This window comes from Kitasatospora sp. NPDC056181 (assembly GCF_042266225.1).
Classification (GTDB): domain Bacteria; phylum Actinomycetota; class Actinomycetes; order Streptomycetales; family Streptomycetaceae; genus Kitasatospora.
Genome location: NZ_JBHJUK010000056.1, coordinates 25,762 through 38,538, shown reverse-complemented (window position 1 = coordinate 38,538; position 12,777 = coordinate 25,762). Strand labels below are relative to the sequence as shown.

At 70.7% G+C, this 12,777-nt stretch carries 16 protein-coding genes and 3 pseudogenes; 12 read left to right on the top strand and 7 right to left on the bottom strand.

Annotated features, from left to right (window positions below; genetic code table 11):
* The first annotated feature begins 505 nt into the window (after positions 1–505).
* Both ACFC1F_RS21750 and ACFC1F_RS21745 read left to right on the top strand, forming a co-directional pair.
* Positions 506–664, top strand: coding sequence for a hypothetical protein (locus ACFC1F_RS21750; RefSeq protein WP_376160453.1), 159 nt, complete (start codon positions 506–508; stop codon positions 662–664).
* 187 nt (positions 665–851) lie between these two features.
* Positions 852–1,250 carry a hypothetical protein gene (locus tag ACFC1F_RS21745; RefSeq protein WP_376160452.1) on the top strand — a complete coding sequence of 133 codons (399 nt, stop codon included), beginning with the start codon at positions 852–854 and terminating at the stop codon, positions 1,248–1,250.
* Between the two features lie 471 nt (positions 1,251–1,721).
* Here ACFC1F_RS21745 and ACFC1F_RS21740 read toward each other — a convergent pair whose 3' ends face one another.
* The 3 genes from ACFC1F_RS21740 to ACFC1F_RS21730 all read right to left on the bottom strand — a co-directional run bounded on the left by ACFC1F_RS21740 (position 1,722) and on the right by ACFC1F_RS21730 (position 4,459).
* Positions 1,722–2,222: a hemerythrin domain-containing protein gene (locus ACFC1F_RS21740; protein WP_376160450.1), complete on the bottom strand. Its 501-nt coding sequence runs from the start codon at positions 2,220–2,222 to the stop codon at positions 1,722–1,724.
* A gap of 84 nt (positions 2,223–2,306) precedes the next feature.
* Positions 2,307–3,458: an SRPBCC family protein gene (locus tag ACFC1F_RS21735; protein ID WP_376160448.1), complete on the bottom strand. Its 1,152-nt coding sequence runs from the start codon at positions 3,456–3,458 to the stop codon at positions 2,307–2,309.
* Positions 3,459–3,667: 209 nt separating this feature from the next.
* The gene (locus ACFC1F_RS21730) at positions 3,668–4,459 is read right to left on the bottom strand and encodes a histone protein (RefSeq protein ID WP_376160446.1); all 792 of its coding nucleotides are present in this window, start codon (positions 4,457–4,459) and stop codon (positions 3,668–3,670) included.
* Positions 4,460–5,299: 840 nt separating this feature from the next.
* On the opposite strand from ACFC1F_RS21730, the pseudogene gvpJ reads away from it, so the two are divergent.
* The 8 genes and pseudogenes from gvpJ to ACFC1F_RS21690 all read left to right on the top strand — a co-directional run bounded on the left by gvpJ (position 5,300) and on the right by ACFC1F_RS21690 (position 8,917).
* A pseudogene (gene gvpJ / locus ACFC1F_RS21725) lies at positions 5,300–5,770 on the top strand (gas vesicle protein GvpJ).
* Positions 5,771–5,854: 84 nt separating this feature from the next.
* A complete protein-coding gene (locus ACFC1F_RS21720) occupies positions 5,855–6,109 on the top strand; it encodes a GvpL/GvpF family gas vesicle protein (protein WP_346766444.1) in 255 nt (84 codons plus the stop codon).
* Positions 6,106–6,234, top strand: a pseudogene (locus ACFC1F_RS21715) (gas vesicle protein); the annotation flags it as partial. The gene ACFC1F_RS21720 and the pseudogene ACFC1F_RS21715, both read left to right, overlap by 4 nt.
* 109 nt (positions 6,235–6,343) lie before the next feature.
* Positions 6,344–6,460 (top strand): GvpL/GvpF family gas vesicle protein, encoded by a 117-nt coding sequence (locus ACFC1F_RS21710; protein WP_376160444.1) that lies wholly within the window; start codon positions 6,344–6,346, stop codon positions 6,458–6,460.
* 18 nt (positions 6,461–6,478) lie between these two features.
* Complete coding sequence (locus ACFC1F_RS21705) at positions 6,479–6,730, top strand: gas vesicle protein GvpG (protein WP_376160442.1); 252 nt, start codon at positions 6,479–6,481, stop codon at positions 6,728–6,730.
* 64 nt (positions 6,731–6,794) lie between these two features.
* Positions 6,795–7,179: pseudogene (locus tag ACFC1F_RS21700) on the top strand (gas vesicle protein); the annotation flags it as partial.
* A 556-nt stretch (positions 7,180–7,735) separates the two neighbouring features.
* Positions 7,736–7,891, top strand: a complete 156-nt coding sequence (locus ACFC1F_RS21695; RefSeq protein WP_174315813.1) for a hypothetical protein — start codon at positions 7,736–7,738, stop codon at positions 7,889–7,891.
* A gap of 690 nt (positions 7,892–8,581) precedes the next feature.
* Positions 8,582–8,917, top strand: coding sequence for a hypothetical protein (locus tag ACFC1F_RS21690; RefSeq protein ID WP_376160440.1), 336 nt, complete (start codon positions 8,582–8,584; stop codon positions 8,915–8,917).
* 367 nt (positions 8,918–9,284) lie between these two features.
* Here ACFC1F_RS21690 and ACFC1F_RS21685 read toward each other — a convergent pair whose 3' ends face one another.
* Both ACFC1F_RS21685 and ACFC1F_RS21680 read right to left on the bottom strand, forming a co-directional pair.
* Positions 9,285–9,527, bottom strand: a complete 243-nt coding sequence (locus tag ACFC1F_RS21685; RefSeq protein ID WP_376160438.1) for a DUF4235 domain-containing protein — start codon at positions 9,525–9,527, stop codon at positions 9,285–9,287.
* Between the two features lie 84 nt (positions 9,528–9,611).
* Complete coding sequence (locus ACFC1F_RS21680) at positions 9,612–9,995, bottom strand: hypothetical protein (protein ID WP_241003045.1); 384 nt, start codon at positions 9,993–9,995, stop codon at positions 9,612–9,614.
* Between the two features lie 410 nt (positions 9,996–10,405).
* Between ACFC1F_RS21680 and ACFC1F_RS21675 the strand changes: the two genes are divergently transcribed.
* Together ACFC1F_RS21675 and ACFC1F_RS21670 are read left to right on the top strand one after the other, a co-directional pair.
* Positions 10,406–10,561: a DUF6131 family protein gene (locus ACFC1F_RS21675; RefSeq protein WP_376160436.1), complete on the top strand. Its 156-nt coding sequence runs from the start codon at positions 10,406–10,408 to the stop codon at positions 10,559–10,561.
* 223 nt (positions 10,562–10,784) lie between these two features.
* Positions 10,785–11,678: an SDR family oxidoreductase gene (locus tag ACFC1F_RS21670; RefSeq protein ID WP_376160434.1), complete on the top strand. Its 894-nt coding sequence runs from the start codon at positions 10,785–10,787 to the stop codon at positions 11,676–11,678.
* A 310-nt stretch (positions 11,679–11,988) separates the two neighbouring features.
* Here the strand turns inward: ACFC1F_RS21670 and ACFC1F_RS21665 are convergent, their stop codons facing one another.
* Both ACFC1F_RS21665 and ACFC1F_RS21660 read right to left on the bottom strand, forming a co-directional pair.
* The gene (locus ACFC1F_RS21665; RefSeq protein WP_376160432.1) at positions 11,989–12,222 is read right to left on the bottom strand and encodes a DUF6296 family protein; all 234 of its coding nucleotides are present in this window, start codon (positions 12,220–12,222) and stop codon (positions 11,989–11,991) included.
* 5 nt (positions 12,223–12,227) lie between these two features.
* Positions 12,228–12,566, bottom strand: a complete 339-nt coding sequence (locus ACFC1F_RS21660; RefSeq protein ID WP_376160430.1) for a hypothetical protein — start codon at positions 12,564–12,566, stop codon at positions 12,228–12,230.
* Positions 12,567–12,777 lie beyond the last annotated feature (211 nt).

The following is a 12,777-nucleotide window of genomic DNA, read 5'->3' as shown; positions in this document are numbered from 1 at the left end:
GCCACAGCCGCGGCCTGGCACTCGGCCAGCATCTGCGCCCGGCAGGGCCCCCACCGGCCCGCCGAACGGCGGCCGTCACCGGCGCAGCGGTCCGCGCACCGACCGCCCACCGGTACGCCTCCAGCAACCCCTGCTCGTACTCGGTCAACGGCCGGCACCGCGCATCCAGCCCCTCCAGAGCGGCGAACACCTCCTGCGCCGACCGAACCCCCACCACCGCCGTGTTCTCCGTCGTCATACCCCGACGCTAGGAGCCGCCGCAGTCCCGTGCTCCCGCGTAGCCGCCGTCCGAAGGAAGCCGTGGGCGTCAGGCCTCGGACGTGGGACCGGCAGAGCAGCGCGGGAAGCGGGAAGGCCAGGCAGCGGTGGCCAGGTCCGGCGATCGGTCGGGAAGCCATCCCCGCAGGCGCAGCCCCGGGGCCCGGCGACCGCACCAGTCGGTGCAGTAACGGCGGGCCCGGCCCGGGGAGGCGGGCGGCGGCACCGTCTGGGCGCAGACCGGGCAGTGGCCCGGCGGGATGGAGGTGGCCAGGCGTTCCAGCAGGCGCTGGACGCGGTACTGCTCGTCGAGTTCGAGGGGTTCCTGGTCGGCGGTGCATTCGGTGAGGAGCCCGGCGAAGGTGGAGCGCAGTTGGGTGAGGTCGCGGCAGCGGGCGCCGAGTAGGGCGAGGTAGTCCTCGACGGGCCAGGTGACCAGGGTGGCGGTGCGGGTGAGGTAGAGGCCGAACGATGTCGATGACCGAGCTCTTGGGGTCCGCGAAGCAGATGGCGTCCACGGCTCGGACGTCGATTCCTTCCGTCAGGAGCCGGGCGTTGCAGAGGATTCCGCACTCTTCGCCGTCGTCGCCGGTGTGGGCCTTGAAGTCGGTGAACGCGGCACGGCGGTCCTTGAGCCGGTCGGTGCCGGCCACCGCCTTCGCCCAGATCCGCTCCGGGCGGTCCTTGTCCTCCAGCAGCTCGGAGGCGTCCAGCAGGCTGCCGGCGAATTCCCGTGCCGCGGACACCCGGGAGTAGAACGTGATGACGCGGCGCAGGCCGAGGTCGGCGACCGCGCGCAGCACCGCGATCTGCAGGGCCAGGCGCAGCAGTTCCTCGTTGCTGCGCTGGGAGCGCAGGTCGGCGACGGCCGGGAGATTGAGGAGCTCGCGCAGGTCCTCGTCGGTGACGACCTGGACCAGGACGTGGTAGTCGGCGAGGTAGCCGTGCTCGATGCCCTGGCCGAGGTCCAGGTGAAGACGGTTTTGCCGTAGCTCTCCTCCGAGTCCATGGAGCAGAGCGCGGGCAGCTTCTCGGGCCCGGAGGCCGCCGGCCCGGGGGATGACCAAGGAGCGGCCGAGAGTCGCCCAACGGGGCGTCTGGACGCTACCCCCATCGCAAAAAACGTCTTCCCGTGGCACGGTCGACAGAGGACCAGCCCGTCGCATCAGCAACCTCCAGCAGCGTGCTGCCTGCCCAGAAAACCGGGACCGCTGGAGCATGTGCCGAGATCTTCCTCCGCAGCCGGGCCTACACGGGCACGGCGCCCGGGCCATGTCCACGGGCGCCGCACCCGGCCAACGTCGAGGTCCAGGGCGTCCCCCAGAGCAACGCCGCAGCGGGCTCGCCCGCCCCGCAACGTTCGCCTCCATCGGAGGGTCCGTGCTCGCGCGGGTACCCGGCATTGGCATTCGGCGCCGACGGCTGGCGAGGATGGCAGTGCACCAGAAACGGCCGCCGCTGCGTCACCCGAGGATGGCGTCGGCTGCCTTCTTGAGCGAGCCGGGCTGTTCGGGCCGGTGCGGTGCCGTCGCGCGGACCTCCAGCATCCGGGCTCCGATCTCCTGGAGTTCCTTGCGGCCCAAGGCATCGCGCACCTTGGGGAACCAGTCGTTCTCCTCCTCCTGGATGTGGTGCCCGACCGTCTCGATGAGCACGGTGGTCTTCGCGTCGAACCGCTCGTCGGCGGGCGTCATCGCATCGAGCTCGGCACACAGGAGGTCGGCGACGTGATGCTCCTCGTAGGACTCCAGGATGTCCCGCTCCAGGGCGGGTACGCGTTCGCGGACCTCCGGGTACATGACCTCGTTCTCGATGTAAGTGTGGACCGTCAGCGCTTCCACGATCCTGCTCACCACGTCGGCCTTGACCTCGGCCGCGTCCGCATCGGCGCCCTCGAACTCCCGGAAGAGACGGCGCACCTCCTTGTGGTCCTCCTTGAGCAACACGATGGCGTCAGTGGACATGTTCGTTCCTCCAATCCACAGCCGACGAGGTCGCACCCCGACCGAATTGACCTGTCCGCCGATCCGAGTCAGGGCCGTCGACGGTCAACCGCGGCCCCGGTCATCGTCGTTCTCCTCGTCCGGCTCCTCGTCCTCGTACTCGTCGTCCTCGTACTCGTCATCGTCCTCGGGGGCAGCCTCGTACTCCTCGTCGTCGTACTCGTCCTCTCCGTCCTGCTCGCTGTCGTCGCCTTCCTCGGGCTCCTCGTCCTCGTCTTCGTCCTGCTCGCCGTCGTTTTCGTACTCCCCGTCCTCGGCGTCGTCGTACTCGCCTTCGCTCTCGCCCTCGGTGTCCTCGTACTCCTCGCCCTCGCCTTCCTGGTCCTCCTGCTCCTGGGCGGCCTCCTCCTCTTCCATCGCCTCGTCGTGGGTCTTGACGACCTCGCCGTCGCGGATCTCGCCGCGCCAGCCCTCGGCCTCGTCGTTGGTGAGGGAGACGTAGCGCTGGAAGTTCTTGAAGTCCAGCCGCAGCCGGCGGCCCTGCGCGCGCCAGATGTTGCCGGTCTTCTCGAAGAAGCCCGCGGGGTAGTACTCGACGACGAGAACGATGCGGGTCAGCGTCGGGGTGATCTCGTGGAAGCTCACGGCGCCGCGAGTGCTGCCCTTGGCGCCCTGCGAGGTCCACACGATGCGCTCGTCCGGCACCTGCTCCTGGACGGTGGCCTTGAAACTCCGCTTGGACGGCCCGACCTTGACCTTCCAGTCGGTGGTGACCTCGTCCCCCTGCGAGACGCTCTGCACACCCTTGGCGAAGCCGCTGAAATCCTCGTACTTCGTCCAGTGGTCGTACGCGGTACGCAGGGGCACGCCGACATCGAGGGTCTCGATGATGTTCATCGGTTTCTTGCCGGACTTCCGCCCCGGCTTGCCGCTGCCCTTGCCGCCGAACGCGCCCTTGACCTTGTCGACGACGTTGTCCTTGACGCTCTTGGCCTTCTCACCGAGGAACGCCTTCGCCGGCGAGTCGCCCTGCAGGACGCCGACCTTCGGCAGCACGCCCCCGTTCTCGGCGACCTCGCCGAGCTGGCCCGTGAGGTCGGAGACCTTGTCCCCGGCCTTCTCGACCAGGTGCTCCATCTGGGCTCCGAGGAAGTGCACGGCCTCCTCACGCAGCTTGTCGAAACCCGACTTTTCGGACGACTCTTCGGGGGACTTCTCGGGTGCCTTTTCGGGTGACCCACGGTCCGTCGTGGCCATGCCTACCTCCTACGGGTGGAGCGCGTGGAGGACGTACCGGACGCGGTCTTCTTGGCCGCACTCTTCTTGGCCACGGTCTTCTTCGCCGGGGCAGCCGCTTTCCGGCCCGCGGTCTTCTTGGCCGGGGCCTTGGCCGATCCGGTCCGTGCTGCCGAACGCTTTGCGGGCGGAGCACTCTTCGCCGGCGCCTTCTTCGCAGCCGGGGCCGACTACCTGGCCGGGGCCTTCTTGGCCGCCGGCTTGGCCGCCGCACGACCCGTTGAACGTTCGGCGGGCGGAGCGCTCTTCGCCGACGCCTTCTCGGCAGCCGGAGCCGACTTCCTGGCCGGAGCCTTCCTCACGGGCTTGCGTTCGGTCGAGGGCTCGGGCTCACCCTTGGGGGCCGACCGCGAGGCCCGCCCGGCACGATCGCCGCTCGACACGGCACGGCGCCGCGCGGCACGCTTCCGCGGCGGCTCCTTCTGGTCCTCGTCCTCCGGCTCTTCCTCGTCCTCGGGCTCCTCCGGCTCCTCGTTCTCAGGAGGCGCTTCCTCCCACCGGTCCTCGCCCTCAGACTCCTGCGGCTCCTCGTCCTCCTCATCTTCGTCTTCCGCTTCTGGCTCCTGGCCCTCTTCTTCCTTGGGCTCCTCCTCGTCCTCCGGCTCCTCGCCCTCCTCGGACCCATGCTCGTCCTCGTCTGCGGGCTTCGGCTTGCCGATGTTGAGGGTGCGCTCGCGCAGGGAGTCCGCGAGCTCTCCGACCCCCCGGTTGGCCGCGGCGGCCAGTGCCTTCTTGCCCGTCTCCAGGAGCTCCCCCTTGACCTGCTCGCTGAGCTCCGCGACCTGGGGAACCTCACCCAGCTTCTTGAGCCCCTCGGTGGCGAGCTGCCGCGGATCGAGCCCAAACCGCCGACCGGCAATGTAGGTCGCGGCGGCGAAGGCAAGCCGCCCCTTCTTCGCACGCCCAAGAACGTATCCGCCGGCGACCGCGGCGCCCAGAGCGACCTTGGTGGTGGTGTCCATGAAGGCATCCCTTCAGCCAGTGCCCCCTCCCGATCGGGCACCGCGCCCAGGGGCACACAGCGGTGCGAGGGCCCGCGGTCCACGGCGGGAGCATTGCCCGGTCTCGCTGCCAACCTCCCGGAGTACCCCCACACGCAAGGCGGTCGGGGGCCTGAGCCATCTCGGCATACAGGCACGGCATGATGTCCCGTCACTCACCCGCACCTGGTTGGCCGGGGTGCAGCTCCGCGAGGACGGGCACTCTCGGGCGCTGCGAGCCGTATCTCCAGTCTGGCCAGTCGGCCGGGTGAGCGCACGCGGGCACGGGATTCTGCGAGGCGATGCCGCGACGGTGAGCCCGTCGCGGGAGCCGCCGTCACCGGTCGTCGCGTGTAATCGCACGTGCACGGCCGCACCACCGTTTCGGGGGGATGATGGGAAGACGCTGTACGTCAGTTGCGCACGAGTGGAACCGACACGCCTCCGATTCCGGAGCACGCAGATGGCCACTGGCAACGAGGACAGCGCCGGGGCCCGTAGGCCTGCCCGCGAAAGCCCGGACGAGCCGCGGAAATCTTCTCGTCCACCTCCTCGCCGCCGGGTGGCCGAAGCAGCGGCGTCCAAGCCCGCACGGCGGGTGTCGGCCCCTCGCGCCAGCGCTACGCAGCCGAACAAACTCGCTGAACTGCTCGGCCGGACGCCGGAGTCCGTGTCGGCGCTCAGGAGAACGAACTGCTCGCCTACCAGCGGATCCGCCGCTACAGCAGGGGGCAGATCGACCGGCCGACGTGACACGCACCCGGCTGCGGTGGGGGCACACACCCGCCGGGCACACCGGCGGCCGGCGAAAGGAGAGCACCCGTGACCGTGGTACCGCAAGGCCAAGCCGGCGTCTCCCGCGGCGGGAGCACCGGCAGTCTCTACGACATTCTCGAGTTGATCCTGGACCGCGGGCTGGTGATCGACATCTTCATCCGGGTCTCCCTGGTCGGTATCGAGATCCTGAAGATCGACATCCGGATCGTCGTCGCCAGCGTCGACACCTACCTGCGGTTCGCCGAGGCCTGCAACCGCCTCGACCTGGAAGCCGGGCACAAGGCGCCCACCCAGCTCACCGACATCGTCGGCAATGTCGCCTAAGGCAGCACGCAAGGCAAGAGCAGCAGCGGTGCACGCGGCAAGAGCAAGGGCGCGCTGTCCGGCGCGATCGAGGCCGTGACCGACATGCTCCCCCTCGGCGGCGACAGCGAGGACGAGGAGGAAAAGGAGAAGCGGCCCGCGCCCAAACGCGAGCGGCCGGCCCGCAGGCCCACCCGACGCCGGGAGGAATGACGTGTCCGTCTACGTGTACTCCATCACCGCCCCCGACCACCCCCGGAAGCTGGACGGCCTGGCCGGCGTAGGCGAGCCCCCTCGATTCTCCGCAGCGTTTGCGAGGGGCCGCTCTGTGCGATCGCGAGCGACGCGCCGGACGGCCTACGGCCCAAACGCCGTGATCTCACCGCACACCAGAGCGTGCAGGAACGACTCATGTCCGACGGCACCGTTCTGCCGCTGCAGTTCGGCCTCACCGCCCCGGACGACGACGCCGTCCAGGCGGCGCTCACTGAACGCCGCGACGAGTACCTGAGCCGGCTCACCGCCCGGAGGGCTGCGCCGAGTACCACCTGAAGGCGGCCATCGACGAGAACGCCCTGCTGCAGCAGATCCTGCTGGAGTCGCCCCAGGCCCGGCGGCTCAACGAGGAGATCGTCGGCGATGACACCAGCCCGGAGCTGCCGCTGGCCCTCGGTGCACTGGTCGCCCAGGAGATCCGGGCCCGCCACTACGCGCTGACCACCGGCATCACCGAGGCCTCCGAACTCCGAGTCGACGGGAGAGGACTTCCTGAACGTCTCCTTCCTGATGGACCGGGAGCACGAGCAGGTGTTCCTCGCGGCCGAGAAGCGCCTCACCGCCGAACTCGGCGACGACTTCGACTTCCGGCTGCACGGCCCCCTGCCCGCCTACAGCTTCGTCTGAGGCAAGGAGAACGTCGCCATGGGCCTGCCCACCCAGATCCTCACCCTCCCGCTCGCACCGCTGCGCGGCCCCGTCTGGGTGCTGGAACGCTTGGTGGAGACCGCCGGGGACGAGTACTACGACCCCGCCCCCGTCCAACGGGAGCTCGCCGATCTGGAGAGGGCACTCCTCGCCGGTGAGATCGACGACGAGACCTTCGACCGGCGCGAGGACGAACTCCTCGACCGGCTGGACGAGATCAGGGCCCACCGGCAGCAGACCGGCACCTGACCGCACACCGCGCAGCCCCGGCCGGGGAAGGAGGCGACACGACCGTGACCGACCCCGTCGCCCGACGCCTCGGCTCCTTCCCCTCCCGGGCGGAACCGCCCGGGAGGCAGTCCTCGGCCAGCCCGCCGACATCGTGGAACGCGTGCTCGACAAGGGCATCGTCATCGCCGGGGACATCCAAATCAATCCTCGACATCGAACGGCTCACCATCAAGCTGCGCCTGCTGATCGCCTCCGTCGCCAAGGCCACGGAGATTGGCATCGACTGGTGGGAGCACGACCCTTCGCTGTCCTCCCGCGCCGGAACGCGGGAACCGCTGGAGGAGGAGAACCGGCGCCTGCGCGAACAACTGGAGGCCCTGCGGGTCGAGGCGGCCCTGCCTCCTGCCGCGGCCACCGATGAGAAGCGGGCGCGGGACGGAGCGGCTGGGTCGCACAGAGCCGGCTGACCCCGTCGTCCTGCATGACCGGGCGGACAGTTCCCTTCTGCCCGCGGCTCACCACCACGGCTGCCCGAAACCAAGGGCATCCAGCAGCAGCTCCAAGTCCTCGGCATCACGCGCATACGCCACCACCACACGCCGGGCCCGCGTCGCAGTCTCCTCATCCACACGCGGGTCCCAGGTCAACGATCACGGTCAGATTCCGCTGTCCTGAAGCCATGCAATGAACCCCTCTCCAGCCGGTAGACCCTGCCTGCCGATCACCTCCCCCGCCACAGCACGGCAACACCCCAGGCGCCGTTCGGGTCACACCCACGGCGTCGACCGCCGACAGATCGATTTCGATTTCGACTCCACGACCGCCGCCACCCACTGCTCATCGCTCGCCACCGCTGGCCCCAGCCGGCAAGGGCTGCACCGGCCGTGTGGATTCGGGCCCAGCGGGCAGAGGCTCCCCACGAGCCGTGCTCACACGCTTCGCGACTGTCCGCCGCCGAGACGGTGCCGGAAGGAGCGACGTCCCCCGTCCACGGCTGAACCACCCTCTGTGAGGCGGCGCATCGTGGCCCTCTTCCTCCTGATCGTCATCATCGCCATCGTGCTGGGCCTGGTCGGCGTCGCCGTGCACGGCCTGCTCTGGCTCCTCGCCATCGGCATCGTGGTCCTCATCGCCGATGTGGTCTACCTCGCCGCTCGGCGTCGACGCACCGCACGCTGAACCCGCCACCACCCTGGACCGCCCTGCCCCGCCCCCCGGGGGTCCCGGCTCGCCCAGCCACGCCTGAAATCCGAACCGCGATCCGCCGATCTCGCCTGCAGACGACCGCAATCTGGCGCCCGGAGCAGCCCGGGCAGTGCCACTCACGGCAGCGGTCAGGTGTGCTGGGGCCGCTGACCGGAGTGGCAGGACCTGTCTGGCAGACGGAGCTCGAACACAGGCCGTCGAAGGCCGACCTCGCATTCTGCAGGGAGCTGGACGAGCAGAGTGCGGTAGGCGATCTCGGCGTTCGGCGGCAGGGGCGCGGCCGCGGGTCGCGAGGTGCCGCAACCGGTCGGGGCCTTCCGGGGAATGGCCGGCCGCGGGCCCGGGTGGAACGGGGCGTTGTTGCGCCGGATTCGGGTGGCCGGTGTTACGGGCGGGGTCGGGTAGAGGAGAGCTGAGATCATGACCGCCGTTTCCACGGCAACCAAGCCGCTGCCACCGGCGCCACCCCTCCCAGGGCGACCGCCTCACCGGCCGACACCGCTTCTGCCGGACCTGCCGCCTCTCCTGGGCTGCGAGGCCCCACCAATCAGGATCGGCCGTCAAGGCGCAGGCATGTCCTGACGGCCCGTTTCCGGGACCTGACGGGCAGGCCGTGCCGTGCGCTGTACGGATCGCCGGAGACTGCGCGGCTACGGTGGGCGCTTGTCCAGCGAGGAGCCGGCCCCGGCCGGTGTTCGGGACATGGTCGAGGTAGCGGCCGCGATCGCGAGGCTGGCGGGCGGACCGCAGCCGCTGACTCCCGCTGTGCAGGGCGTGGCCGCGTACGAGTGGGCAGCTGGCCGACGGCCTGTGGCTCCGGTCAGCGGGGCTCTGCTGGTGGGTGATCTGCCGAGCGACGACCAGTTGCAGGGCGAGGAACGTGCGGCTCTGCGGCGGGTGCACAAACAGGCGGATATCGGCCCGCCGGACCGCGACTTCGGGCTCGGAGTGGTCCGCGCACTGGCCTGGCTGATCGGATACAGCGGCAACCAACCCTGATGCTGAGCGGTGTGGGGCCGGGCGGCGACCCGGCCGGCTACCCCTGCGGATCCCGCGGCTTCGAACACCTGCGTGCCGGGCCCTGAACCCGGGCCGAACAGGGGGCACCGCCTACCCGTCCCACACTGCCTCGACGTGCCATCGCAGCGTGGGACGCGTGGGAACTCACGCGCGATGGCCAGGGCTGGCAGACGGCCGGGAAACCATCCTCGCAGCCCCGGGCCCGGGCCCGGCGACCACGCCAGTCGGCGCAACGGCCCCGCGATGCGCGGCAGGCCGGTTCGGTAGTCGGTGAACAGTTCTCGGGGGGCGTGCCGTGTCGGCAGGCGTCGGTCACCGGATCCGGCAGGAGGACGTCGTCGGGGGGCTACTGGCGGGACGGATCTTTCCGATGCCTGCGCCCCCGGCCCAGTGCCGCCTTCAGCAGAGCGAAGACGACACCCCGGAGGGCGGCGGCGAGCAGGCCCCTGCGCCAGGTGTGGCGCTCCTTGGCGGTCTCCTCGTGTCCGACGATCCTCCAGGCTCGTCGGACCACCGCGACGGCCGGGCCACCGCCCAGCGCCCCGACGAGGAGAGCGGCAGGCCTGTGCGTGATCGTGGCGATGTGCACCGCTCCTCCTTCCATGGTTCGGCCGGAACCCGCTCTCGCACCCCGGCTGGCGCGCGGGCAGGATCCGACTCGGGTGACGGCGTTTCAGTGGCCGGACGCGGGAGCGTCGGGTCCCTCGGGGTCGACTCCGGAACGCGTGCCCGCGGTGTAGCGGCCGCTGGGGCGGCCGGACGGGCCCCGGGGGCCCAGGTCACGGTGGTGCTTCGGGGGTCCTTGGTCCTCGCCGCGCCGACCGGCGCTCTCCACGGTGTCGCCGGGGACGCCGTCGTGCTCCTCTTCGGACGGTTCCCGGCCCGGCCCGGGTTCGGGTGCGTGGGTTTCGGGGTCGAAGGAGCGGCGTGCGCTGTCGTTCGGCTCCTGGTCCTCCGCGTCGATGTCGCCTGACCAGCCGTGCTGGTCGGCGCCCTCGAAGCGGCTGGTCTCGCCCTCGTCCATCGTGTGGTGACGGGTTGCCTTGTTCGCAGTCATGTCCTCAGCCTTCCGCGACAGGACCGTCATGTGGTCCGTACCGGCGCGTCTGTCCGACCGGGCGACGCGCACACCCCGCCCGCGCGGTTCGTCCCCCGGCCGTTACCCGGCAACGGAGCGGTCGATCACCCCCGCGTGCCCCTGTCGGCATCCACCGCCCTCTCCGAGAGCACCCCTTGCACGACTCCCTGCGGCCGGCGGCGGCACGGCCTGGTGAGTGCCCCGTCACGAACTCCGCGTACGACGGCACCGGCCACCTGCGGTGCGGCTGCCAGCCGGTTTGCCTCAACCGGCTGGCGGTATACGTGCAGATGGCCGCCGGCCCGCCGAGCCGCCCGGCCGCGGCCCTGTCCGCGAGCGCTACGGCTCTGGCACCTCTGCCCACCGGGCACGCAATTCGGGAAGAACCAATGATCATCCTCGGCGTCATACTGCTCATCATCGGCTTTGTCACCGGGATCTCAATCCTGTGGACCATCGGCATCGTTCTGGCCGTCATCGGCCTCATCCTGTGGGTTGCCAGCCTCCTCGGCCACGCCGTCGGCGGGCGCCGCCACTACTACTGATTCGCTGGTCGCAGCACGGCGGCCGCGGGGGCGACATGGGTCTCGGGCGCCACGGGCGGTCCGAGCCCGGCCGACGGTCGAAGCGCGCGGTGCGCACTCACGATCCGTCGGCCCACAGCTCCTGGCGGCCACTCGCCTGCCGCAGCCCAACGCGCGAACGCGCACACGCTCGAACGCGCACTGCCCCACAGCCCCGCCGCCCCGAGGAGCACCGTCCGCCGTGATGAGCGACCAGCACACCCCGCAGGACCCGACTGACCAGCATCCGAAGCCGCCATTCCCCGAGCAGTCCCAGTCCCACCCCGGCAGCGGCGAGCAGATGCGGCCGAGCCCCGACCACGGCGAGACCAGCTACCGCGGCACCGGCCGCCTGACCGGACGCGTCGCCCTGATCACCGGCGCAGACTCCGGCATCGGACGCGCCGTCGCCCTCGCCTTCGCCCGCGAAGGGGCAGACATCGCCTTCTGCCACCTGTCCGAGGAACAGGTCGACGCCGAAGAGACCACCCGCCTGATCGTCGACGCCGGATGCCGCGCTCTGGCTGTCGTCGGGGACCTGCGCGACGAAGCGTTCTGCTCCGACCTGGTGGGCCGCTGCACCGACATGTTCGGCCGCCTCGACATCCTGGTTAACAACGCCGCCTACCAGATGTCCCAACCCGAGGGCCTGGCCGCGATCAGCACCGAACAGTTCGACCGCGTCATGAAGACCAACCTGTATGGCATGTTCTGGACCACCCGCGCCGCGCTGTCCCACCTGCGCCCCGGTGCCTCGGTCATCAACACCGCCTCCGTCCAGGCGTACAAGCCCAGCCCCCATCTTCTCGACTACGCGATGACGAAGGCCGCGATCGTCGCCTTCACCCAGGCACTCGCACTGCAGCTCGCCCCCGACGGCATCCGCGTCAACGCGGTCGCCCCCGGACCGGTGTGGACACCGCTGATCCCCGCCACCATGGACGAGGAGAAGGTCGCCCACTTCGGCGAGCAGTCACCCCTCGGCCGCGCCGCCCAACCCGCCGAAATGGCCCCCGCCTACGTCTTCCTCGCCTCCCAGGAGTCCTCCTACATCACCGCCGAAATCATCAACGCCACCGGCGGCACACCCCTGCCCTGACCTTGGCGGACACCCAGGCGCGCCGTGCTGGCGTCTCCGCCCGCCAGCTGCCCATCACCGAAGTGGCACAATTCCGAAACTCCCGGGCAGACGGTTCGCCGACCGCAACGAGAAGGCGAGCAACGGGTCTGGACCTGATCTCAGCTCGGACGGGGATCCAGCTCTGACCGGTGCGCTGCCACCGGCTCTGCCACGCGACGGACCAACCGGAGGCGATCGTAGGAGGAAGCGGGGGCCGGCTCAGGGCCTCGGTGCCGAGCCGGGTGAGGATGGTGTTGATCGATGCGCGGGAGCGCGGCGGACCGGGCGGTCAGCGGCCCGGCGCGGCGGCCAGTACCCGCGTGTGCGCGGGGCGGGTGATCACACGATGGCTGCCCTCGGGGGTGATCTCCACCTGCAGGAGGCCGTCGCAGCCGGTGAAGACCGGGTAGCCGGCAGGGCCGAAGCGGCCGGTGGCGGCGACCGGGCAGGCGCCCACCAGACCGGCGGTATCCCGCAGCCACAGCACATACCCGCCCGAGCACAACGACGGCGCGGTGGCCACCCTGCTCAGCCGCTCACTGGGGCGAAGCCGAGGATCCAGCCCGGCGCCCGGGCCGCACCCACCGCACGTGCCCGCTCGTCGAGGGGCCTGGCGCGGTCACGTGCCGCCTTGATGGCGGCGCGCTCTTCCACCGCGAGATCCAGGTCGGTCGGCACGGCGTCCAGGACACGGCCGGTCACCGGCGCCGGACCTGCCGGGTCCAGCGCCCAGCGGTACGCGGCGAGGGCACCGGCCTCCTCCGCAGGCAGCCCACCCGCGAAACGCCGGACGAGTTCATCCGCACCACCGCCGACCTCCTCACGCGCACGCACCGCAATGAACGCCTCCCCGGACTCCTCGGGCACCACGCCACCTCACACCAGCGGAACCGGCGCCGCCTCGTGCCCCGCCGGCAAACAGTCGATCGCCCCACCCTGCTGGCTGTCCCGCCACTTCGCACGGCGGCACAGGGCACGACTGCCCCATCCGGGTGACACCTGCAGCGGCCTCGCGTCCCTGCCAAAGGCTCTCCTGTACTCCGGGGTTGGTCCCGCCAGGCAGGCCTGCTGGTCCTGT

Bases quoted from the DNA above. Each gene is read 5' to 3' on its own strand.
- ACFC1F_RS21740 (WP_376160450.1), bottom strand. From the start codon at position 2,222: ATGTCCACTGACGCCATCGTGTTGCTCAAGGAGGACCACAAGGAGGTG.
- ACFC1F_RS21735 (WP_376160448.1), bottom strand. From the start codon at position 3,458: ATGGCCACGACGGACCGTGGGTCACCCGAAAAGGCACCCGAGAAGTCC.
- ACFC1F_RS21730 (WP_376160446.1), bottom strand. From the start codon at position 4,459: ATGGACACCACCACCAAGGTCGCTCTGGGCGCCGCGGTCGCCGGCGGA.
- ACFC1F_RS21710 (WP_376160444.1), top strand. From the start codon at position 6,344: ATGGACCGGGAGCACGAGCAGGTGTTCCTCGCGGCCGAGAAGCGCCTC.
- ACFC1F_RS21705 (WP_376160442.1), top strand. From the start codon at position 6,479: ATGGGCCTGCCCACCCAGATCCTCACCCTCCCGCTCGCACCGCTGCGC.
- ACFC1F_RS21680 (WP_241003045.1), bottom strand. From the start codon at position 9,995: ATGACTGCGAACAAGGCAACCCGTCACCACACGATGGACGAGGGCGAG.
- ACFC1F_RS21675 (WP_376160436.1), top strand. From the start codon at position 10,406: ATGATCATCCTCGGCGTCATACTGCTCATCATCGGCTTTGTCACCGGG.
- ACFC1F_RS21670 (WP_376160434.1), top strand. From the start codon at position 10,785: ATGAGCGACCAGCACACCCCGCAGGACCCGACTGACCAGCATCCGAAG.